This window comes from Yersinia nurmii (assembly GCF_001112925.1).
GTDB lineage: Bacteria > Pseudomonadota > Gammaproteobacteria > Enterobacterales > Enterobacteriaceae > Yersinia > Yersinia nurmii.
In genome coordinates, this window is record NZ_CPYD01000003.1 from 98,487 (window position 1) to 122,562 (window position 24,076).

The window sequence follows — 24,076 nt, forward strand, 5'->3', positions numbered from 1 at the left end:
TTTTTGATCTTGCTGATGTTAAGCGTTCACACCGTCAGCCGTGTTTGCCCGATGCTACCGATTTCACGTCTAAGGGCAATGGCAGGTAAGCGCGAATACACAACCCGCCCTTCTCACTGGTGCCGATATCCAGCATACCAGAGTGAGCATCAAGAATGCGCTGCACGATTGCCAGTCCCAGACCGGTGCCGCTGGTGCTACGAGCGCTATCGCCGCGAACGAATGGCTGGAACAGATGCTTCAACTCTTCCGGTTTGATACCTGGCCCATCGTCTTCCACCTGGAACCAGGCGCGCTGTAGTTCAGTGCCGCTGCTCACTTTTATCCAGCCATTGCCATAACGAGCGGCGTTAACCACCATGTTCGCCAACGCACGTTTAATCGATAGCGGATGTACTTCCACCTTCACTTCACCGTCGCATAAATCTGTTTCAATTTCCCGCTCATATCCGCTTTCTGCCGCAATGACTTCGCCCAAAATGGCGTTCAGATCGCAGGTTTCCGTCGGCATTTCCTGTCCGGTGCGCAAGTAGTCAATAAACTGTTCGATGATGGCATTACACTCTTCAATATCTTTATTAATAGATTCAGAGAGATAACCATCCTCTTCCGCCATCATCTCCGTCGCTAGGCGAATTCGGGTCAGCGGTGTACGTAAATCATGGCTGACACCCGCCATCAGCAGCGTGCGGTCATCTGCCAACAGTTTCACTCCGGAGGCCATTTGGTTAAATGCCCGGGTTACCGAGCGCACCTCAGACGCGCCATATTCCCGCAGTGGCGGCGGAATATTGCCTTTCCCCACCTGTAGCGCCGCGTGCTCCAGCTCCACCAAGGGTCGATTCTGGATGCGGATAAACAGCCAAGCTCCGCCGACTGCCAGCAGCATAATCGCTAGCGTATAACGGAACAGCGGCGAGAAATCACCCTGATGAATTTCAGTCAAAGGAACGCGCACCCAGATGTCTGGCGATAGCCAGGTTTTCAGCCAGACGACCGGCGAGTTTTTATTGACCTCAACCCGCACATCCGTTGGTCCCCCAAGCTGCTGGGCCATTTGATCACTGAGAAACTTGTAATGCTGAGCCCAACGCAGGCCACTCTCCTCCGCCGCAGCGTTGGTATACAAAGAAATTCCCAACTCACGGTAGATTTCACGCCGAAAAGCGGGCGGAACCTCCAGTAGCGTGCCGTCTTCCAGTTGCAGCCGGTCGGTCATCAGCATACGAACTTCGTAAGCCAGAACCTTATTGAACTGCTGCAAGCTGGGCAAAATGGCAAAGTTCAGTACCACTAAATAAGTGGTGACCAGACTGACGAACAGCAAGGTCACAATCAATAACAGGGTACGGGCAAACGAGCTACGCGGAGAAAAGCGCCATCGCCTCATGCTTTACTGCCGTCCGGTACGAATACGTAACCCAAGCCCCAAACGGTTTGAATATAGCGTGGATGAGCAGGATCTTCTTCCACCATTCGGCGTAGACGAGAGATTTGAACATCGATGGAACGTTCCATGGCACTGTACTCACGGCCACGAGCCAGATTCATCAATTTATCGCGGGATAACGGCTCACGCGGATGGCTCACCAATGCCTTCAGCACGGCAAACTCGCCGCTGGTCAATGGCATAGGTTCATCTTCGCGGAACATTTCGCGGGTGCCCAAATTCAATTTGAATTTGCCGAAGGAGATAATCGCCTCTTCCTGAGAAGGTGCGCCCGGCAGTTCATTGGCCTGACGGCGCAACACCGCACGAATACGCGCCAACAGCTCACGCGGGTTAAACGGCTTAGGAATATAATCATCCGCACCGATTTCCAGGCCAACAATACGGTCAACTTCTTCGCCTTTCGCCGTCACCATAATGATTGGCATCGGGTTACTCTGGCTACGCAGGCGGCGGCAAATAGATAGCCCATCTTCGCCCGGCAACATCAGGTCCAGAACCATCAGGTGGAATGATTCACGGGTTAGCAAGCGGTCCATCTGTTCAGCATTGGCTACGCTGCGGACTTGAAAACCTTGCTCAGTCAAATAGCGTTCCAAAAGCGCACGCAGGCGCATGTCATCATCGACGACCAGAATCTTGTGATTCTCTTGCATTTTATTACTCCCAAAGGCTGTATTGCCCGACCTGAATATTGTTAGAAAAACTCACGCTAACAGACAGCTATTTATGGTATATATTCTAGTCGAAATTGTTACAAAGCTTATTGTTCTACCTAATAATCAACACTTTTCGTCAAATGGCAGATACCGAATCTCTAAGATCCAGTAGGTTGCCTCACCGTTGGGTGTCTGAACCCTGATTTCATCATCTACCTGTTTACCAATCAAGGCACGCGCCACCGGCGAGTCAATTGAGATCCATTTTTTGGCCGGTTCGAATTCATCTGGGCCAACTAATCGAAAAATCCGCTCTTCTCCCAGTTCATTTTCTACCCTAACCCAAGCACCAAAATAAACTTTTCCTTCCTGACGCGGATCGGGATCGACGATTTTCAACACATCCAGACGTTTGGATAAAAAACGTACCCGACGATCGATTTCCCGCAGGCGTTTTTTCCCATAAATATATTCGGCATTTTCAGAACGGTCGCCCATTGCAGCCGCTTCTGAAACTGCCTGCGTCACCCTTGGCCGTTCTTCTCGCCATAGATATTTTAGTTCGAGGTCCAGAGCCTGCCAGCCTTCGCGGGTGATGTAATTACTTTTCGACATTCTCTTATCCACTCAACACGGGTTGGGTATTCATTCATCCAATATAACGTAACTTATCATCATTACGCTGTCTTCCCATCAGGTTATGCCAGGTTGTTTACTCGAGCTATGCCTCAAATCTTACCCATTCCGACGGTCATAACTTCACATTAAGACAGACTGTGTTGACTTTTTATACTGCGAGTTATAAAGATTAATACGCGCAGAAAAGCGCTCAAGAAACATTGATTAACATGATGTTATATATGGATTTATTTCAAATCACGGAGGATTTTAAAATGGAAATTATTATTCTTGAAACCAAGCTACCAGAGCAGGATAAACCTCGACCAGCTGCCGAACAATAACGGCCAAGCCCTCCCTAAAATATTAGGGAGGTTAGCTCATACTGACGTTTATATAACAATTTATGATCTGGAGAGCGAACCATGGAAGGTACCAACAAGCCTTTATTACTGCCCAATACGGTAATTTTAGACAAGACGGCCTCGCGAGCAGGAGTGACGCTAACTATTGCAGACCTCAATCAATGGGATAACTTCAAGCGCCTGCTTGAATGCTGTGACGGCACGCAAACCACACCACAAATCGCTACACACCTATCACTCGACATTACCACCGTTAATCATACTTTGGCATCTCTGGAGTCCGCAGGCTTCATCTGGTGTCTACCAGCGTATCAGACCATTCCTACGCCGCTTTTTTTGGCGGAATTCAACCGCTGGCTGCCCATTTGGGTGCATAAGATGTATGACCAACAGATATGGCAAGATTTGTATGATGGTAAAGAGTCGGCATCGGTGCTCATCGGCTGGGCGCAGGAAAATATGCATTACACTCGCAGCGTTATGTCGCATATGCCTCGGGCTATTCACTATGCCGATGACCAAATCGGGCATGATGTCCAATTTCGCCATCTCAGCGAAGAGTGGGATCATTACCGGTTATTTATGGCCGCTTGCCACGATGTGGGTATCGATCAGGCTCAGTTGGATCAAAGCCCGCCGCTTGCCAGTACCACCAGCATTACACGTTTTATGGGTAATGTGGCTCAAATGGGAACGCTGGTGTACAACGCCTGTGAAGCCTTGCTGGAAGCCACCACACAAAACGGACAATCAGTGATCGATTTCTATCAAACGGCCGGCGATCGGCTAGAACTTCCTCAGGCATTCACCGATAAGCTGATTCATCATTTAATGGCAGATCAGAAGTTTGAACATATCGATATCTTCGAACACTTGCTGGAAGGTCATCCGACATTACCGGCACAGAAAGTTACTCAGATTTTCACTAGCTGTCATCGGCTCGCCAATTGGTTTGAGATATGGCATGACGATATTTATCAGCATTATCACTCATTGCCGCTTTCAGGCACTCACTGTGTCTCTACATCATCCGACCAGCTTTCTGGTGCCCACTACGCAAGTTCAACCATATAGGAAAGGGTTAACTTTATGGATAATACCGCGACAGCCCCAGCGCTCCCCCTTCTGACTCCCCAGGATTTATCTTTTCCCGCTGACGCTTGGAACATGATTCAGCCCGAAGAGATGAATGAACAGTTTATCGCCGTGACGACTTCGCTGCGTGGCTGGCTGAAAGGTGACGCAATGAGCGAATACTATGGATTAACGCCTCACTGCTGCAAACTCGCCGTTGAAATGTGCCATCTGCTGTATGGATTAGATAAAGCGCTAGTACGATGCGCTGCGGAAACCGAAGATAAGCAGCTTCAGGAGCTTTTTATTCTGCATGCTTTCCATGCTCATCGAATGAAAAACACTTGGGACAATATTTGTCATGAGCTGACCCAAAAGTCTCTGGCTGAACTAGAGCCATTGACCTCAACCTTAATGCTGCAGCTCACGCTGGAGAATATCGCCGCTAAAGATCCTCTGGCTTTTGCCTATGCCATAGATCTGTTTGGATCACCTGGTTACATCGACTCTATTGAACCGGTAATGGCATTCTTTAACCGGCTTTTGGATAACCCGGAAATTATTGCTCACCTTACTACGTGGAAATCAGAGTCTATTGATAATGCCACCTCTTTCGCCAGTATTCCCGTGACCAAAGTCTACGGATATCCCCTTACGGGCAGCTATGGCAAAGCCTGTTGTGATTTTATCGGTGCGCGCCTGCAACGAGATATCGACACTAGCTTGATTAATCTGGCGGCTCTGGGGGATCAATTTCATTTGTTTTATCGCGGTGTGCAGGTTTTTTATGTCGAGAAGGCATTCCCCTTCCCTCAATTGCACATGAATTGGTTACACAGCGCCTAATGCCACCAGCACCACAATCGGTGAATACTGGAGAAAATCATGCTGTTAAAAAATTCCGTTGTGGTTGAATATCCTCGCGAACGAGTTTTGCGTCTCACCTCTAGGCTGCAGGTAGTTGAGCTGGTTCATAATGATATCAATGCATTTTTTGCCGAAATACTGTCGAGAAACCGAGACCCAGAATCCGCGTTGACAGAAACAGGATGCAGCGCCGATTTCAACCGAGATTTTATGGCATTTCTGCATAAAAACGTTCTGCTCTATGCCATTCCTATTGATGCTGATTATATTACTGCCGCAGATGCCGCTGAGCTGATAAGCAACGAGCTGAATCATTGGGCAGATATGCTTTATTTCGATCCATTCTGGTCAACAATGGAAAACCCGACGACAGCGACAGATCTGAATACGCTTTATGCTTGGGCAATAGAAAACTATCACCATACTCACAGTGTGATCCGACATTTAGGGGTCGCGCTATCTCATACTCAGAATAAATTGGTCGTGGACAAACTCATTACACATTTGTCTGAGGAGTGGGATCACCCTTATCTGTTCAAACTTAGCGCAATACGTTTCCGCCGTGCTTATCAACTACCCGCATTGGAAGAAACGCTGTTGCCGTTACCCTGTACTCAGTCTCTTTGCACGCTATTGCAATTTGCCGCTAGACGAAGTTTTTTCGCCTACAAAAGCTGCGTAGCCGTACTGGAAAACACCGCTCGACGAGTCAATGAGACCCGCTCATTTTATCGAAATATCGCCGTGCAAAACGCGTTAGATTACAGCGTGGTTGAACCTTTCGTTATCCACGCAGAAACGGATGAAAACTATGATCACCTTAATTCATTAAGTCAGTTTTCTGCTCACAGTCCGCTTTTAGCCATAGCTTGCGTGGAAGAAGCCTTACGGTTGGCTTATCGCTTTGCAGAGGCACTCCATCTGTGGCAGCGCCATATGATGGATTTGTACCTCACTCACCCTTTAGGTGAAGGCCATCGAACTCGACAACCAGCCTAGGTGGCAGGGTATATATCGTTGTGGATAAATACTCGCCGTTACGATCGATCTCTATTATTTTTGCCGGGTCGTCATTGGCCTATTACATGCTGATGACGACTCTCGCCACTTATCTCTATGATTACCTGAACTTATCTGTAGCCACTGTTGGCACCATCATTTTTGGCTACGTTTTTACCTCACGTCTGGCAAAGGTCGCTTTGGGGCCTTGGTTCGATCGATTAACTCTACGCACTAGCCTGACGCTTTCTTTAAGCACCGCCGTCGTCGGTTTTTTACTGGCCGCATCAGATAAACTGATAGGTATCTTTGCCCCTTGGTGCCTGTGTATTGCTGGCGTGGGCGTTTCTTCTATCGTATTGCTAACCCACTCAGCTATTGCGCGCCAAAAACAGGCTTCATCCGACGCTTCTCACGCTCCTGCCGATTATTCATTTATCTACGTGCTTATGCATGGTTCGGCATTAATCGCCCCTGCCATTGGTTTTAATATATTGCTCCATTATCCCGGTCGGCTGTATTGGGTTATTGGTAGTTTCTATCTCGCTCTACTGCTATTTTGCCGCTTTTTTCTCTCTGAACCTCATCCCCCGTCAGTTGAGAAAGACAAACCAATCGTTATAGATTTTCTGATCGCCTTCAAAAAACAGCATTACTGCCGATTCTTGCTGATCAACAGCCTACTATGGATGCTTTATGCTCAGTTTTTTTCCACCATTCCACTCTACGTACACGAAATATTAGGCGCAGGAAGCACTATCACGCGGTTCTACATGGTCGAAGCCTTGTCTGTGATGGTGCTGCAATACTGGGTCAGCGCCCATATTAACCCACGAATTCAAGCTTATTTTCCCAAGGTGGCATTAGCGGCGTTTTCTCTGTCTTTCCTGCTGATTTACTACGCCCATAACATGGTTTTCATCCTGCTGGCAGGCTGTACTTTTGCCTTTGCACTAATGGTTTTTATGCCGTGCTCAAACGCGGTTAATGCCTCATTCGCCGAGCCGGGGCGTTTCGCTACCTACTTCGGACTGGTATCACTGTCTGCCACTCTGGGAGATTCGCTAGGCAGTATATTGGGCATGGTCTGCTTCGATTTGTTACTGCAAAACGAGATGCTAAAACACTACTTTCTCTGGCTCGCTGGCATTACCGCAGCACTGGCAATTCTCTGTCGCAATCCGTATAACTGTCCTTTCTGATTTCCCTATTCATCTATCGAACTGATACCAGACTTATGAATGAACCACTGAGCCGCATTATTGCAAGCGAACTACAGGCCCGGCCGGAGCAAGTCATCTCCGCTATCCGCCTGCTTGATGAAGGTAATACCGTGCCCTTTATTGCACGGTATCGTAAGGAAGTTACCGGCGGGTTGGATGATACCCAGTTGCGCCAGTTGGAAACCCGTCTGGGTTATCTGCGTGAATTGGAAGACCGCCGTCAAACCATTCTCAAATCCATTGAAGATCAAGGCAAGCTAACTGAGCAACTCGCCGGTGCCATTAACGGCACCATGAGCAAAACCGAGCTGGAAGACCTTTATCTACCTTATAAACCGAAGCGTCGCACTCGCGGACAGATTGCAATTGAAGCCGGCCTAGAACCTCTTGCCGATAGCTTGTGGAGCAATCCGCGGCAAGAGCCTGAGTCCGTTGCTGCCACCTATATCGATGCTGAGAAAGGCGTTGCCGATACCAAAGCCGCTTTGGATGGCGCACGTTACATCCTGATGGAGCGTTTTGCCGAAGACGCTACACTGCTGGCTAAAGTGCGTCAGTATCTATGGAAAAATGCGCACCTCGTCTCAAAAGTAGTTGAAGGAAAAGAACAGGAAGGGGCAAAGTTCCGCGATTATTTCGAACATCATGAACCTATCGCTCAGGTACCTTCGCATCGCGCATTGGCTATGTTCCGTGGCCGTAATGAAGGCGTACTGCAACTGTCTCTGAATGCCGATCCGCAGTTTGAAGAACCACCGCGTGAAAGCCAGGGTGAACAGATTATTATTAATCATCTGGATCTGCGCCTGAATAATGAGCCTGCCGATGCGTGGCGGAAAGCCGTCATCAACTGGACATGGCGCATCAAAATTTTACTGCATCTGGAAACCGAACTGATGAGTACCCTGCGCGAGCGGGCGGAAGAAGAAGCCATCAACGTGTTTGCCCGTAATATGCAGGATTTGCTGATGGCGGCACCTGCTGGCATGCGCGCCACCATGGGTCTGGATCCAGGCTTACGTACCGGAGTCAAAGTCGCTGTGGTTGATGCCACCGGTAAATTAGTGGCTTACGACACCGTTTACCCTCATACCGGTCAGGCCACCAAAGCCGCCGCCAGCGTCGCTGCGCTGTGCATCAAGCATCAGGTTGAACTGGTGGCTATTGGTAACGGCACCGCGTCTCGGGAAACCGAGCGCTTCTTTACCGAATTGCAGCAGCAATATCCGGCGGTTACCGCACAGAAAGTGATTGTCAGTGAAGCCGGCGCCTCCGTTTATTCCGCATCTGAGCTGGCAGCCTTGGAATTCCCCGATCTGGATGTCTCTATCCGTGGCGCGGTGTCAATTGCGCGTCGCTTGCAAGATCCGCTGGCCGAGCTGGTTAAGATCGACCCGAAATCCATCGGGGTTGGTCAGTATCAGCATGACGTTAGCCAGAGCCAATTGGCTAGAAAACTGGATGCGGTGGTTGAAGACTGCGTAAACGCCGTGGGTGTGGATCTCAATACAGCATCGGTGCCATTACTCACCCGTGTTGCCGGTTTGACGCGCATGATGGCGCAAAATATCGTGAACTGGCGTAATGAAAATGGCCGTTTCCGTAATCGTGAACAGCTATTGAAAGTCAGTCGCTTGGGGCCAAAAGCCTTTGAACAATGCGCCGGCTTCCTACGTATCAACCACGGCGATAACCCGTTGGACGCCTCGACGGTGCATCCTGAAACCTATCCGGTCGTCGAGCGTATTCTGGCTGCGACCGAACAGGCGTTACAGGATTTGATGGGCAATCCAACCGTACTGCGCAACCTGCAAGCCAGAGATTTTACTACCGAGCGTTTCGGTGTGCCGACAGTGACAGATATTCTTAAAGAGTTGGAAAAACCGGGTCGCGATCCGCGTCCTGAGTTTAAAACTGCTACCTTCGCCGACGGCGTTGAAACCATGAACGACCTCACCGTGGGAATGATTCTGGAAGGTTCAGTGACTAACGTCACCAATTTTGGTGCCTTTGTCGATATCGGCGTCCATCAGGATGGTTTGGTGCACATTTCTTCACTGGCAGACAAATTTGTCGATGACCCGCATAAAGTGGTGAAAGCCGGCGATATCGTCAAAGTGAAAGTAATGGAAGTCGATTTGCAGCGTAAACGTATTGCTTTAACAATGCGTTTAGACGAGCAACCGGGAGAAATCAATGCCCGACGCGGCAGCGCTGACAATAGCGCTAAACCTCGTCAGGGAGGACGCAATAGTCAAGATTCTCGCGATAGATCGCCCGCCAAAGGACGAGCTGCAAGCACTATCGGCGCAGGCAACAGCGCAATGAGCGACGCGCTAGCCGCAGCCTTAGGAAAAAAACGCTAATCCAACCGCGCCGCTGAGTCTTGTCAGCGGCGTTTTTCCTTCCCAGTTCGCGCCCTTCTCCCTGCTATTCTGTGATATGTCTTTCATAATTTTTTGGTCTATAGAAATGAAATTTTATATTCATAGATGATTAACAGAAGCTAATCATCTATTTTCTGAGTCCTTCATAATTTTCTATTTGTGTTGTACTTCTCAAAATAAATGAGGCGACTAAGGCAACCCTAAGGATTTATTAAGAAACATAATAGATAAGATTAACTAAATATAAATCCAGATATTAATTGATTCAAATCATGGTGAATTACAGATAGTGTAAATTAGAATTATTATCTTTAAGATTGGTAGCATTTGTAAATTCAAATACAATTCATTAACCATTTTAACCGGTTACTCTCATTTGCGAATGCCGCACTTTAGTGCTAAAAAAAGAAGATATCTGCCTAGAGCATATTATTCCTAATGTCGTAACGAATATTTACCATTAGGTTTTTGATTGCCGTTGAATACGAGAACGATTCTCACTATCATTATTGTGTCTATTATCGATTAGCGCTACCGCCCGCAGTTCAAGGGCTACCGCTAATAGCCCGATTCCTCTGGCAGATAATATGATAGTCGCACCTGGCGTTGAGCTGGTTAGTCCGCCATTTTGTTGCCGATAATGTCATCTTTTATTATCACGAGGGTTATATGCATCTTCTTCCTCAACGCGCTTATAAGATTCTGGGATTCTCTCCCGAAATCAGCCCGGCTTATCGACAGAAATTATTGTCGCTCGGCATGTTACCCGGTTCATCATTTAATGTTGTACGTCTAGCACCATTAGGCGATCCCATTCAGATAGAAACTCGCCGCGTCAGTTTGGTATTACGTAAAAAAGATTTAGATTTTCTGAATTTGGACCTACAGCCTTAATTTTCTGGTTCCTTTCTTTTTATTTTGTCTGCGGCTCGGTTGGGTATATCACCTGGTCTGGATTAATTTTAATTTACTCATATTACGTTGGATCATGAAAGCACTCACAATCGGCTTAATTGGCAACCCCAATGCAGGTAAAACTACGCTGTTCAACCAACTGACCGGAGCGCGTCAGCGCGTAGGTAATTGGTCTGGGGTCACGGTAGAACGGAAAGAAGGTCATTTTTCCACAGCGCAGCATCAGGTGACTTTGGTTGACCTACCCGGCACCTATTCCCTGACGACCATCTCTGAACAAACCTCGCTGGATGAACAAATTGCCTGTCACTACATTCTCAGTGGCGAAGCCGATCTGTTAATCAACGTAATAGATGCGTCGAATCTGGAACGTAACCTCTATCTGACATTGCAGCTGCTAGAGCTGGGCATTCCATGCATTATCGCGCTGAATATGCTGGATATCGCCCAAAGTCAGCGAATCAAAACTGACGTGGATGCGCTGTCTAAGCGCCTTGGTTGCCCGGTCATTCCGCTAGTTTCTACTCGTGCAACAGGTATTGCCGAGCTGAAAGCCAGCATCGATCAATATCAGCCGAATACCAACAGAGCTCTGGTGAACTATCCGCCGCAGTTGCTGGAAGAAGTTGAAAAACTGACGTCGGCCATGCCCAGTAGTTTGCCAATGCAGCAACGGCGCTGGCTGGCATTGCAAATGTTGGAAGGTGATATCTACAGTCTGGCACGCTCCGGCGTTTCGCCCGCTTTGCTGGCAGAATCTCGCCAACGGCTGAAAGATCAACAGCATGAAGATCCCGAACTGGTGATTGCCGACGCTCGTTACCAAAGCATCGCAACGCTGTGTGATGCGGTAAGTAACGCGCAACAAGCTGAACCTAACCGTCTGACTCAAATGCTGGATAAAGTGATTCTGAATCGTTGGCTCGGCGTACCCATTTTCCTGTTTGTTATGTATTTGATGTTTGTATTGGCGATCAATATCGGCGGGGCGCTACAGCCAATTTTTGATATCGGCTCATCGGCGATATTTATTCAGGGCCTACAATGGGTTGGCTATACCCTGCACTTCCCCGAATGGCTAACGATATTTCTGGCTCAGGGAATTGGCGGCGGGATCAACACCGTATTACCGCTGGTACCGCAAATCGGCATGATGTATTTGTTCCTATCCTTCCTCGAAGATTCTGGCTACATGGCTCGGGCGGCTTTCGTTATGGACCGCCTGATGCAGGCTCTGGGGCTACCGGGTAAATCCTTCGTGCCGCTCATCGTCGGGTTTGGCTGTAACGTCCCGTCAATTATGGGCGCACGTACCTTGGACGCTCAGCGCGAACGCCTGATAACCGTCATGATGGCCCCCTTTATGTCCTGTGGTGCACGTCTGGCTATTTTTGCCGTCTTCGCCGCCGCTTTCTTCGGGCAGGATGGTGCCAGCATCGTATTCTCCCTGTATCTGCTCGGTATCGTGGTCGCCATTCTTACCGGTTTGGTACTCAAGTACACCATCATGCGCGGCGAAGCTTCTCCCTTCGTGATGGAACTTCCGGTTTACCACGTTCCTCACTTGAAAAGCCTGCTGCTACAGACCTGGCAGCGTCTGAAAGGCTTTGTGCTGCGCGCCGGTAAAGTCATCGTTATCGCCAGTATTTTTATTGGCGGATTGAACAGCTTTACCTTCAGTGGGAAAGCCGCCGATAGCATTAATGACTCAGCGTTGGCCTCGGTCAGTAAAGTGCTCACGCCGTTGCTGACGCCAATGGGCGTACACGCCGATAACTGGCAGGCCACCGTGGGTTTGGTTACCGGTGCTATGGCGAAAGAAGTCGTGGTGGGAACATTAAACACGCTGTATACCGCTGAACAAATTAAGAATGAACCTTTTGATGCAGAAGGCTTTAATTTGCTGGATGAACTCGGCGGAGCGGTAAACGAAACCTGGCAGGGTTTAAAAGATACCTTCAGCCTGAGCGTGTTATCCAACCCAATCGAAGCCAGCAAAGGTGACGGTGAGATGGAAGCCGGTTCAATGGGCATGATGAGTAGCAAATTTGGTTCCAGCGTGGCGGCCTATAGCTACCTGATCTTTGTTTTGCTCTACGTTCCCTGCGTTTCCGTTATGGGCGCGATCGCCCGTGAGACCAGCCGCGGCTGGATGACCTTCTCCATTTTGTGGGGACTGAACGTGGCTTACTCACTGGCAACGCTGTTCTATCAGGCCGCAACCTTTAGCAGCCATCCACAGCAAAGTTTGGCTATTATCGCGGCGGTCATCGTCTTTAACATCTTGATATTGTTCGGCCTGCGCCGTGCTCGCAGCCGGGTAACCCTCCGCCTACAGAATCGACAGCCCGCAAGCTGCTGCCAAAGCAGCAGCGGTCGCTGTCATTAATCAGGGAGAAACCAATTATGGCCAGCTTGATGCAACTGCGTGACGCCATTGCCCTGAACGGCTGTATGGAAGCTAGCCAGCTAAGTCAGCAGTTGGCCGCGCCGCTACCTTTGGTAGAAGCTATGCTAGAACGGCTGATTGCTATGGGAAAACTGGAGCGGATTGAGCAGGATAATCGCGGATGCCTGAGCGGTAGCTGTAAAAGCTGCCCGGAAGGCCAGAAATGCAACACCGTGGTGTATCAGTTAAAAACGCACTAAAGAAAAAGGTGATGTCAGCAATGGCATCACCTTTTTATTATTCAAAGATAATTACTTATACACATCTGCGGTAGCGTCAAATTTTTTCTTTTCATTCTCCGAGATGATGACGTAGTACTTACCGCCTTTTTCATCGGCTTTAGCCGACAAATCCTGCTTCACATCCATTGGAGACGTGGCTTCGCCAGAAGAAGAAATGGTGCCAATTTTTTCGTAGCCTTTGTCTTTCGCTTCTTCTTTTGTAATTTCTTTCGCTGCCAAAGCGCCAAAAGACAACCCACCAACAACCAGAGCAACCGCTACATTTTTCAATAATTTCATGGTAATACCTCGCATTAAAGTAATAGGTGCGTGTACAGAAAAATTGAGCCAAGTAATAACGATATGAGTTAGATTTGATTTGTATTGATGCACCCGCAGGAAGGGTTCATCCCCAGAGGAAGGGTTACAGAGAAACCGGTGCGATAAACTGCCCGTTCTGTAGCACCTTATCTAACGCTTCTAATTATTGGGTAGATTCAGTATTTAGCCACTAAATGACCTATATATTTCGATCCCGCCGAGGTAATGGCAGGGATAGCCCTTCCCCCGACGGCGTGACTCAATTAAGGAGCCAGAGCAATCTCAGCGGAAAAATTAATGATTAACTGTGCAAAATCATCAGGGTGAGAGATAAATGGAGCATGAGCCGAGCCTTTCATCACTATAGAGCGACTTTGAGGTAAAGCATCATCCAGCAACGCGGCAACTTTGCGCGGCACCAGACCATCCAGATAACCATAAATACGCAGTAACGGGACAGAACAAGCCGCCAGCTCCTGACGTAAATCCACCGTGCGCAAAATTTCCAAGCCACCGGTCAATACTTCCACCTCTGGCATTTGATGATTCAATACCACCGATTTCAGCAAGCGAGCATCCTGACGGGCGCTTTCCGTTCCCAGCGTTTGTAGCGCCAAGAAACGTTCAACGGTACGCTGGAAATCTTCCGTTAGCTGCTGCTGGAAACCCGCCAGCACTTCTGGGCGAATCCCCGGCCATTCGTCATGGGCGGTAAAACGGGGGGAAGAAGAGACCGTAATCAGCCCACTCACGCGCTCCGGGTGGCTCAGGGCAATCTGACTCGCCACCAGACCGCCCATTGACCACCCCAGCCACAGCGCCTTCGCTGGAGCCTGTTTCAGTACAATATCAGCCATCTCATCCAGCGACATCGCACCATAACCTCGGCTACGTCCATAGCCCGGTAAATCGACCAGATGAATGCGAAAATGCGGGGCAAGCCGCTCAATCATGCAACGCCACACCTCGGCGTTCAGCCCCCATCCGTGCAGCAGCACAAGATCGCGATCGCCTTCGCCGCAGGTCTGCCAATAAAGCTTTGTCATCGGTTATTATCCTGTTGCCTTCACCATCAAGGAAGATGCCTATGCTAACAATCACCGGGCTATGTTGGCTATGCCGACAACCGTTACATCTGGCTTTTCACGGAATTTGCTGTTTCTGTTTACGCCATTTACCCATGCCGCCCCCCTGCTGTTTCATCTGTGGTTTGCCCTCATCACAGCCCGAACTACCCTGCGGTCGCTGTCTACAGCAACCACGGCCCTGGCAGCGGATACTGTTCATCGGGGATTATCAACCGCCGTTAAGTACACTAATAAAAATGCTGAAATTTAAGGGCTTTTCACAATTAGCGCCGGTTCTGGCCCGCTTGATATTCTTACGCTGGCGAGCGATAAAATACGCTGATAGTGCGGCAATCAAGCCTCAGCGGTTGATCAGCGTGCCGTTACATCACCGGCGCTGCTGGCAGAGAGGTTTTAATCAAAGCGATTTATTGGCGCGACCTTTGGCCCGCTGGCTAGGCTGCGATTATCATCCTGACAGCCTAAAACGTCTGTCTGCCACGCCACCGCAGCGGCAGTTGACCGCCAGCGCGCGCCGAAAGAATCTAAGGGGAATATTTCGCCTTACCGAAGATTTTTGCGGTCAGCACGTCGTATTACTGGATGATGTTGTGACGACGGGCAGCACGGTTGCCGAGATAAGCGCTATGCTGCGGGAACAGAAGGTAAGCTCATTGCAGGTCTGGTGTATTTGCCGCACCTTGTAGTCACGGCGTCAATGGGCGTATTATAACCGACAAGAGCAGTCAACTATTGAGCTAATGCCATGATCAAAATAACAGATGCAGCACAATCTCATTTTGCCAAATTGCTGGCAAATCAAGAAGAAGGCACCCAAATCCGCGTATTTGTGATCAACCCAGGAACTCCAACGGCGGAATGCGGCGTGTCCTATTGTCCGCCGGATGCGGTTGAGGCCACAGATACCGAGCTGAAATTCGAGCAATTATCCGCCTATGTGGATGAATTGAGCATACCTTATCTGCAGGATGCAGAAATCGACTTCGTTACCGATCAGTTAGGCTCGCAGTTAACCCTGAAAGCGCCTAATGCCAAAATGCGAAAAGTGGATGATTCTGCACCGCTGATGGAGCGGGTAGAGTACGTTTTACAGTCGCAAATTAACCCACAGCTAGCTGGCCACGGTGGTCGCGTTACGCTGATGGAGATCACCGATGACGGGCTGGCAATTCTTCAGTTCGGCGGCGGTTGTAACGGATGTTCGATGGTCGATGTGACCCTGAAAGAAGGCATCGAAAAAGAACTGTTACAGAAATTCCCTGAATTGAAAGGGGTAAGAGACCTAACCGAGCATCAGCGCGGCGAGCATTCTTACTACTGATTCCGTTGTCTTAAACTAGCAATGGCAACTCTCACTGCCGTTGTGCTCATTGAGTAACGCAGGGAAATAAAGGGGAGTCGACTCATCATCGGCTCCCCTTTTTAATTTCTATCCTTCAACCAATGGCATCGGATAAACGCGGATGATTAACTTGCAGAGACATTCTTACGCCGCTTATCCAAATCCTTCAAAAGACGGTTAACCCGCTGATCGGCAAACATCTCCTCTAAAGAATGAGTCAGTTTACGACGCCAGTTCGGATACTCGTCGCTGGTACCGGGAATATTGACCGGCGCTGCCATATCCAGCCAGTCTTCTGGCTGTAATCCTAACAACGCGCTGGCACTATCTGCCACATAGCGTTGCAGACCTCGATTTAACGTTGGACTCATCGCTAATAGCGCCGCCTTGCGGCCAACTTTCTTCGGTACGCAGCCATAATGGTGCAAACCTTCCAGCAGGCCTTGCTTGGCTCTTTCCCGATCCGCATACAACTGTTTGAGAATCTGCTGGTCTGGGTACAAACCCAGCTTATTGCCCAAAGTCAGATCGTCACTTTGCCAGTAGCCACGCAGCGTCGGTAAATCATGAGTAGTAATAGTCGCCATCGCCTGCACCGGATAAGACTGAGGCGCACGGAAAGTGTTTTCGCTATCTCTTTCAAAGTAGAGCACTTTGTAAGAATAAACACCGCTATCCCGCAGCTTGCTGACAATCTCCACCGGCACCGTCCCCAAATCCTCTCCGATCACCATACAGCGATGACGCTGGCTTTCCAGCGCCAGTACTGCCAAAAGATCGTCAACCGGATACTTCACATAAGCGCCCTGATCTGCGGTTTCACCATAAGGAATCCACCACAGGCGCAGCAGTGCCATAACGTGGTCAATCCGCAATGCACCACAACTGGTCATATTGGCGCGCAGCAAATCAATAAATGGCTGATAGGCTCTGGCTACCATCACGTGAGGATCCATCGGCGGCAACCCCCAGTTTTGACCCAAAGGGCCAAGAATATCTGGCGGCGCACCAACGGAGGCTTTCAGGCAATACAGTTCGCGATCGCACCAAGTTTCCGCGCCGCCTTCGGCTACGCCAACCGCCAAATCCCGATACAAACCTATCGGCATTTTTTGCTGCTGACTGTGGCGGAAACACTGGGAAAACTGGCTGGCTGCCAACCACTGCAACCACAGGTAGAAAGTTACCTCATCACTATGCTGCTGGCAAAACTCCGCCACACCTTCGCCCTGCCCATCGCGGTATTTTTGTGGCCACACCGGCCAGCCCCACAGAGCAGAATCCTGTTGGCTTAAATGAGCATGTAAGGCATCGAAAGCCGCCTGCTGCTGCAAACTTTTACCGCCCTGTTCCACAAACTGCCGAAAGTCCTGCATTTGCTTATCATTGGCTGAGCGCGCCAAAAACAGCGGAAAAGACAGGCGTAAACCGGCCAGTTTCAGCGCCGTCACTTTGGCGTAATCGACCCATTCGGCAGTGCGAATCGCAGCCAGCGTGCTTTGGGTTTGTGGCAGATGCCACCAGCGCTGAGCCGCTTCACTCTGCTGAAACTCCTCCACGCTGTTCACGTCGATATAAATCACATTCAGCCAACGGCGGGACGAAGGGCTATATGGGCTGGCACTATTGGGATTGGCTGGATACAGCGCATGAATCGGATTTAAGCCGATAAATGCACCGCCACGCTCACCGACCTGCTCAACCATTCGGTCTAAATCGCCAAAATCACCGATGCCCCAATTACGTTCCGAACGTAAAGTGTAGAGCTGTACGCAGGCACCCCACAGTTTTTTGCCGGTCAACAACGCGTCTGGCTCATAGCAACGTTTCGGCGCTACAATGATTGAACATCGCCATTGCTGCGTACCTTGCTCCAACGCTAGGTGATGGTAACCAAGGGGTAACGATGCCGGCAACGTCAGGGTTTTTTGGGCGCTAACGCGCCCTTGATGTGAGACTCCCTCTTCTGTCACCAGTTGCCAGTGATAATCACCTTCGCCACCGATAGCCAGAGTCATCGGGTTTGCGTGGGTAAAGACTTTCACCACCGGTAATGGCGTTTTCTCACCCCGCGAAGGCTGAACAGAATCCGGGCTTCGTCCCATGGCTACCAGCAGTTTTTGCTTGGTTTCCATTGGTATAGCCTGCTGTTTACCGTGGGCATTGATGTAGCTGGCGGCTATCCCTGCCAGCGTAGCTGCCTGATCGAGCGATTTACGATCCATGCAGTCTCCTTAACGTTTGGCTTGCCAAATTCGCTGCTGATAATCGCGAATCGAACGATCGGAACTAAACATTCCTACCCGAGCGGTATTAAGAATGGTGCGACGAGTCCATTCATCTTTATCACGATACAGCGCATCAATCTGCTGCTGTGCCTCACAATATGAAGCAAAATCAGCCAGTACCAGATAAGGATCGCCCCCTTGACGCAGGCTATGCAGCATCATATCGAAAGCGTGTTTATCACCGTTGCTGAAGGCACCGCTGGCCAGTTCGTCCAAAATACTCTTCAGATGCGCATCGGCTTTCAACACTTTCAGTGGCTGGTAGCCCTTCGCCAAAATAGCTTTAACCTGCTCGACGGTGTTACCAAAGATAAAGATATTCCCATCACCGACCTGCTCGGCAATTTCCACGTTAGCGCCGTCCAGCGTGCCCACGGTTAAAGCACCGTTCAACGCCAGCTTCATGTTACCGGTACCCGATGCCTCTTTACCGGCAGTGGAAATCTGTTCAGAAACGTCTGCCGCCGGAATCATCAACTCGGCTACGGAGACTTTATAGTCAGGTATAAATACAACTTTCAGACGATCTTTGACGATCGGATCGTTATTGATCTTCTCCGCCGCCTGGTTAATGGCGTAAATGATATTTTTCGCCAGGTAATAGCCCGGAGCCGCTTTCGCACCAAACAGGAATACCCGCGGGGCGATATCCAGATTAGGATTATCGCGAATCTGGCGATACAGCGACAGAATATGCAGTAAATTCAAATGCTGCCGTTTGTACTCGTGCAGGCGCTTAATCTGCACGTCAAAGATAGCATCTGGGTTCAGCGTAATTCCCATAGTGCGATGGACGTATTCGGCAAGTTTTACCTTGTTGTCGTACTTAATCTGCTGATAGCGCGCACGGAATTTTTTATCCTCGGCGTAAGACTCCAACCCTTCCAACACATCCAGATTATTCGCCCATTCCACTTTTAACGTTTCGTCGATCAGCGAAGAAAGCGCCGGATTACACTGTTTTAGCCAGCGGCGTGGCGTAATACCGTTAGTCACGTTATGGAATTTTTCTGGCCACAGCTGGAAATATTCCGGGAACAAATCTTTCACCACCAAATCCGAATGTAGCTGGGCCACGCCGTTAACCGCGAAACCGCTGACCACACACAGGTTTGCCATACGTACTTGTTTATCATGATGTACGGCCAGTTTTGCCCACACCGTTTTATCTCCAGGCCATTGTTTTTCGACCTGTTTTTTAAACTGAGCGTTGATTTGCTTGATGATGGCAAAGTGGCGCGGCAACAGACTACGCACCAATTTTTCATCCCAACATTCAAGGGCTTCCGGCATCAGCGTATGGTTGGTGTAAGCGAAGGTTTTACTGGTAATAGCCCAGGCAGCATCCCAACTCAGCTGATGTTCATCCAACAGCACTCGCAGCATTTCAGGAATAGCGATGGTTGGGTGAGTATCATTCAGCTGAATCACTTCATATTCAGGCAGATCGGCCAGCGCACGTCCAGCGGTGTGATGTTTGCGTAAAATATCCGCCACGGAACAGGCGCACTGGAAATATTGCTGCATCAGACGCAGGCGCTTTCCAGCCTGGTGGTTATCGTTGGGATACAGAACCTTAGTCAGTTTTTCCGCATCAATGCCGTTTTGTTCGGCTAGCAAGAATTTACCGTCGTTAAATTTAGTCAGATCAAACGGATGAACGTGAGTTGCCTGCCATAAACGCAGGGGCTGAGTCACCCCATTGCGGAAGCCCAATACCGGTAAATCCCAGGCTTCACCGCGCAGCGTAAAATCTGGACGCCAGAGCTGACGACCATCGGCCTGTTTTTCCAGCTTGCCACCAAAACTCACGTCCACCGCCAGCGCCGCATTATGACGGAACCACGGGTAGCTCTCGCGCTCCCAGTTGTCTGGCGCTTCCTGCTGCTTTCCTTCGCTAAATGACTGACGGAACAGCCCATATTGATAGTTTAGGCCATAGCCAGTCGCCGGTTGCTCCACCGTTGCCATCGAATCAAGGAAACAGGCCGCCAGACGTCCCAGACCACCGTTACCCAATGCCGGATCGGTTTCCTGCTCCAGCAAGTCGGCCAGATTGACCTGTTGCTCTGCCAGTAGTTTTTCAACGGTTTCATACCAGCCGAGGTTGATAAGATTATTTGCCGTCAAGCGACCAATCAGGAATTCCATTGAGATGTAATTCACATGGCGCTGCGTCTTTTTCACTTTAGTCGGCGCCGACTGAGCCGCCAACTGTTCGGCCAACGCCGCGCTGACCGCCTGCCACCATTGGTGCGGGGTCATCTGCTGGGCCGAACTGAGGCCAAAGCGCTGCCACTGACGGGTCAGTGCTGCCAGAAAATCATCCTTCTTTAGCATGGGCTGTGACATAGGGAAGTCTCTATCCTGTGAGTGGGGTAATTTTACCCTTATCCTGCCGAGGAGAACCGGCAAGAGCATCATCCCGGTAAGGGATTAGCTGGGGATGAGTCGCAGGGCGTAGCTAAAAATGTGATCAGGTGCAACTTACGACCATAGGAAGTATTAACGTTATTGCAATAATTTGGCCGTTATCAGACCTTAACAGGGCTGATTAATTACGAGGCTTAAAATAATTGTCCTTATGAATCCGCCGGTCTGTCGTTGCCATTTGAGTCTGGAATAATATGCTGATCCCTTCAAAACTGAGCCGCCCGGTACGGCTGCAAAATACCGTTGTGCGCGATCGCCTATTGGCCAAACTTTCTGCGGCGGCGAACTATCGCCTGACGCTGGTTAATTGCCCTGCGGGATACGGTAAAACTACGCTGGTTGCCCAATGGGCGGCGGGGCAATCCAACCTCGGCTGGTATTCACTGGATGAAAGCGACAATCAGCCTGAACGTTTCGCTACCTATCTGGTCGCGGCGGTGCAACAGGCTACCGGTGGACATTGCAGCAAGAGCGAAGCCCTCAGCCAAAAACATCAATATGCTAATCTTTCGGCGCTATTCGCCCAATTATTTGTGGAACTGTCCGACTGGGACGGGCCGCTGTATCTGGTGATTGATGACTATCATCTGATCACCAACGACGCCATTCATGAAGCCATGCGCTTCTTCCTGCGCCATCAGCCTGAAAACCTCACGCTGCTGATTTTATCCCGCACGCTGCCGCCTCTGGGCATCGCCAATCTGCGGGTGCGCGATCAGTTATTGGAATTGGGTATCCAACAGCTGGCGTTTAATCATCAGGAAGCGCAGCAATTCTTTGATTGCCGCTTGCCGGTACCATTAGATCAAGGAGATAGCAGCCGCCTGTGTGACGAAGTGGAAGGCTGGGCCACGGCCTTGCAGCTTATCGCCCTTTCCTCTCGTCAACCCAATTCATCGGCGCAGAAATCCGCTAAACGTCTGGCTGGGTTAAATGCCAGCCATCTATCCGATTATCTGGTAGATGAAGTATTGGATCAGGTTGATGCCAATGCTCGTGCATTTTTGCTGCGCTGTTCGGTGTTGCGTTCAATGAACGATGCGCTGATTGTGCGTCTGACCGGCGAAGACAACGGCCAGCAACGACTGGAAGAATTGGAACGACAAGGACTATTCATCCACCGAATGGATGACACTGGCGAATGGTTCTGTTTCCATCCACTATTTGCCACTTTTCTGCGTCAGCGCTGCCAGTGGGAACTGGCGTTGGAGCTACCGGACCTTCACCACGCCGCGGCTGAGGGCTGGATGGCGCTAGGTTATCCCGCTGAAGCCATTCACCATGCGCTGGCGGCTGGCGATGTGGGGATGCTGCGGGATATTCTGCTACAACACGCCTGGTCACTTTTCAATCACAGCGAGTTGGCGCTGTTAGAACAATGTCTTAGCGCACTACCTTATTCTTTACTGATACAAAATCCTGAACTGGCGCTACTGCAAGCCTGGCTGGCGCAAAGTCAGCATCGCTATAGCGAAGTTAACACTCTGCTCGGTCAAGCCGAAACCGCGATGCTGGAACGTAAAATTCCGATTGATGCAGCCCTCAGCGCCGAATTTGACGCACTGCGAGCGCAGGTGGCTATTAACGCAGGCAAGCCGGATGAAGCGGAAAAACTGGCAACCGATGCGCTGAAATATCTGCCGATGGCCAGTTACTACAGCCGCATTGTGGCAACCTCCGTCACAGGTGAAGTGCATCATTGCAAAGGTGAACTGACTCGCGCACTGCCAATGATGCAGCAAACTGAGCAAATGGCGCGCCGCCACCAGGCCTATCACTACGCGTTATGGGCGCTACTGCAACAAAGTGAAATTCTGATTGCCCAAGGCTTCTTGCAGGCCGCGTTTGAAACTCAGGAAAAAGCCTTCGAGTTGATACGTGAACAACACCTTGAGCAATTGCCGATGCATGAATTCTTACTACGTATTCGCGCGCAGGTACTGTGGTCGTGGTCGCGGCTGGATGAAGCAGAGGAAGCCGCACGTCAGGGCATAGCTATTCTCGCCAACTATCAGCCACAGCAGCAGTTGCAATGTCTGGCCATGCTCTCCAAATGCTCGCTGGCACGGGGCGATTTAGATAACGCCCATATGTATATTCAACGCTGCGAAGCCTTGATTCACGGCACTCAATACCATCGCGACTGGGTAACCAATGCGGATAAACCCAGAGTGATTTACTGGCAAATGACCGGTGATAAAACGGCTGCGGCTAACTGGCTGCGTCAGGCAGAAAAGCCGGGCATGGCCGATAACCATTTCCTGCAAGGCCAGTGGCGTAATATTGCCAGAGTGCAGATTATGCTCGGTTATTTCGATGAGGCCGAAGTGGTTCTTGATGAACTCAACGAAAATGCCCGTCGCCTGCGACTGACCAGCGATCTCAACCGTAACCTGCTGTTAAGTAATATTCTTTACTGGCAAACCGAACGGAAAGGCGAAGCACAAAAAGCGCTGATAGAATCTCTGACGCTGGCAAACCGTACCGGTTTTATCAGCCACTTTGTGATCGAAGGAGAAGCAATGGCACAGCAGTTACGTCAGCTTATCCAACTGAACGCGCTGCCGGAACTGGAACAACATCGTGCTCAACGCATCCTGAAGGACATCAACCAGCATCATCGCCATAAATTTGCTCATTTTGACGAACGCTTTGTCGATAAGTTACTGACTCACCCGCAGGTGCCTGAATTGATTCGTACCAGTCCGCTGACTCAACGGGAATGGCAGGTTCTAGGGTTGATTTACTCCGGTTACAGTAATGAGCAAATAGCCGGTGAGCTGGACGTAGCCGCCACCACAATCAAAACCCATATTCGTAATTTGTATCAAAAATTGGGCGTGGCTCACCGTCAGGAAGCGGTTCAACAAGCGCAGCGATTGCTGCAAATGATGGGATACGGCGTTTAACCAACCGCTGATTTTATCTGGCGGAAATTTATCCATACCAACCAATGGGTCTTTATTGGCATAAAATTGATTACAATAGCGGCATAACCAGTTTAATCGCCAATAAAAGGGTGTCAGCAGTATGGAACAATTTGAAGCAATTGACGTTGAGCAAGCCTACTCCCGCTGGAAAGAGGGGCAGGCGGTTCTCGTGGATATTCGCGATCCGCAGAGCTATGAATCCGGTCATGCGCCGGGCGCATTTCATTTGACCAACGGCAGTTTGCAGACTTTTATGCAACAAACCGATTTTGACCAGCCGGTGATGGTGATGTGTTACCACGGCAACAGTAGCCGCGGTGCCGCTCAATATCTACTGGAGCAAGGTTTTGACGCAGTTTATAGCATTAATGGTGGTTTCGAAGCCTGGGCCAGAAGTTACCCGCAAGATGTTGCCACAGACAAAGCCTGATTTACCCTTTTTCCAAT

At 49.9% G+C, this 24,076-nt stretch carries 19 protein-coding genes; 12 read left to right on the plus strand and 7 right to left on the minus strand.

The genetic code is table 11. From position 1 onward, the window contains the following. Positions 1–34: 34 nt before the first annotated feature. The 3 genes from envZ to greB all read right to left on the minus strand — a co-directional run bounded on the left by envZ (position 35) and on the right by greB (position 2,724). Complete coding sequence (envZ, locus tag AD970_RS05280; protein WP_049597276.1) at positions 35–1,390, minus strand: two-component system sensor histidine kinase EnvZ; 1,356 nt, start codon at positions 1,388–1,390, stop codon at positions 35–37. Continuing rightward, a complete protein-coding gene (gene ompR / locus AD970_RS05285; RefSeq protein WP_049597277.1) occupies positions 1,387–2,106 on the minus strand; it encodes an osmolarity response regulator transcription factor OmpR in 720 nt (239 codons plus the stop codon). The genes envZ and ompR overlap by 4 nt, the downstream gene beginning before the upstream one ends. A gap of 126 nt (positions 2,107–2,232) precedes the next feature. Beyond that, positions 2,233–2,724 carry a transcription elongation factor GreB gene (gene greB, locus AD970_RS05290; protein ID WP_049597278.1) on the minus strand — a complete coding sequence of 164 codons (492 nt, stop codon included), beginning with the start codon at positions 2,722–2,724 and terminating at the stop codon, positions 2,233–2,235. 428 nt (positions 2,725–3,152) lie between these two features. On the opposite strand from greB, the gene AD970_RS05295 reads away from it, so the two are divergent. The 8 genes from AD970_RS05295 to AD970_RS05330 all read left to right on the plus strand — a co-directional run bounded on the left by AD970_RS05295 (position 3,153) and on the right by AD970_RS05330 (position 13,206). Further along, entirely contained in the window at positions 3,153–4,166 is a 1,014-nt protein-coding gene (locus tag AD970_RS05295) for a hypothetical protein (RefSeq protein ID WP_049597279.1), read from the plus strand. A 15-nt stretch (positions 4,167–4,181) separates the two neighbouring features. After that, the gene (locus tag AD970_RS05300; RefSeq protein ID WP_049597280.1) at positions 4,182–5,012 is read left to right on the plus strand and encodes a hypothetical protein; all 831 of its coding nucleotides are present in this window, start codon (positions 4,182–4,184) and stop codon (positions 5,010–5,012) included. Positions 5,013–5,051: 39 nt separating this feature from the next. Further along, positions 5,052–6,032: a hypothetical protein gene (locus tag AD970_RS05305; RefSeq protein WP_049597281.1), complete on the plus strand. Its 981-nt coding sequence runs from the start codon at positions 5,052–5,054 to the stop codon at positions 6,030–6,032. Positions 6,033–6,052: 20 nt separating this feature from the next. Beyond that, the gene (locus tag AD970_RS05310) at positions 6,053–7,234 is read left to right on the plus strand and encodes an MFS transporter (protein WP_235786909.1); all 1,182 of its coding nucleotides are present in this window, start codon (positions 6,053–6,055) and stop codon (positions 7,232–7,234) included. A 35-nt stretch (positions 7,235–7,269) separates the two neighbouring features. Next, positions 7,270–9,621, plus strand: a complete 2,352-nt coding sequence (locus AD970_RS05315; RefSeq protein ID WP_049597283.1) for a Tex family protein — start codon at positions 7,270–7,272, stop codon at positions 9,619–9,621. Positions 9,622–10,311: 690 nt separating this feature from the next. Beyond that, complete coding sequence (gene feoA, locus AD970_RS05320) at positions 10,312–10,536, plus strand: ferrous iron transporter A (RefSeq protein WP_049597284.1); 225 nt, start codon at positions 10,312–10,314, stop codon at positions 10,534–10,536. A gap of 94 nt (positions 10,537–10,630) precedes the next feature. Continuing rightward, positions 10,631–12,946, plus strand: a complete 2,316-nt coding sequence (gene feoB, locus AD970_RS05325; RefSeq protein ID WP_049597285.1) for a Fe(2+) transporter permease subunit FeoB — start codon at positions 10,631–10,633, stop codon at positions 12,944–12,946. Between the two features lie 17 nt (positions 12,947–12,963). Next, positions 12,964–13,206, plus strand: a complete 243-nt coding sequence (locus AD970_RS05330; RefSeq protein WP_049597286.1) for a FeoC-like transcriptional regulator — start codon at positions 12,964–12,966, stop codon at positions 13,204–13,206. A gap of 51 nt (positions 13,207–13,257) precedes the next feature. Here AD970_RS05330 and AD970_RS05335 read toward each other — a convergent pair whose 3' ends face one another. Both AD970_RS05335 and bioH read right to left on the minus strand, forming a co-directional pair. Beyond that, a complete protein-coding gene (locus AD970_RS05335; protein ID WP_049597287.1) occupies positions 13,258–13,527 on the minus strand; it encodes a YdgH/BhsA/McbA family protein in 270 nt (89 codons plus the stop codon). Between the two features lie 284 nt (positions 13,528–13,811). Further along, positions 13,812–14,594, minus strand: a complete 783-nt coding sequence (gene bioH / locus AD970_RS05340) for a pimeloyl-ACP methyl ester esterase BioH (protein ID WP_049597288.1) — start codon at positions 14,592–14,594, stop codon at positions 13,812–13,814. Positions 14,595–14,635: 41 nt separating this feature from the next. On the opposite strand from bioH, the gene gntX reads away from it, so the two are divergent. Beyond that, positions 14,636–15,322: a DNA utilization protein GntX gene (gene gntX, locus AD970_RS05345; protein WP_049597289.1), complete on the plus strand. Its 687-nt coding sequence runs from the start codon at positions 14,636–14,638 to the stop codon at positions 15,320–15,322. Positions 15,323–15,381: 59 nt separating this feature from the next. Then, complete coding sequence (gene nfuA, locus AD970_RS05350; protein WP_049597290.1) at positions 15,382–15,957, plus strand: Fe-S biogenesis protein NfuA; 576 nt, start codon at positions 15,382–15,384, stop codon at positions 15,955–15,957. Positions 15,958–16,103: 146 nt separating this feature from the next. Here the strand turns inward: nfuA and malQ are convergent, their stop codons facing one another. Further along, positions 16,104–18,203, minus strand: a complete 2,100-nt coding sequence (malQ, locus tag AD970_RS05355; RefSeq protein WP_049597291.1) for a 4-alpha-glucanotransferase — start codon at positions 18,201–18,203, stop codon at positions 16,104–16,106. Positions 18,204–18,212: 9 nt separating this feature from the next. Further along, entirely contained in the window at positions 18,213–20,618 is a 2,406-nt protein-coding gene (malP, locus tag AD970_RS05360; RefSeq protein WP_049597292.1) for a maltodextrin phosphorylase, read from the minus strand. Positions 20,619–20,893: 275 nt separating this feature from the next. Here malP and malT point away from each other — a divergent pair, with 275 nt between their 5' ends. Together malT and glpE are read left to right on the plus strand one after the other, a co-directional pair. Continuing rightward, entirely contained in the window at positions 20,894–23,608 is a 2,715-nt protein-coding gene (gene malT, locus AD970_RS05365) for an HTH-type transcriptional regulator MalT (protein ID WP_049597293.1), read from the plus strand. Between the two features lie 121 nt (positions 23,609–23,729). After that, positions 23,730–24,059, plus strand: coding sequence for a thiosulfate sulfurtransferase GlpE (glpE, locus tag AD970_RS05370; protein WP_049597294.1), 330 nt, complete (start codon positions 23,730–23,732; stop codon positions 24,057–24,059). Positions 24,060–24,076: the final 17 nt, after the last annotated feature.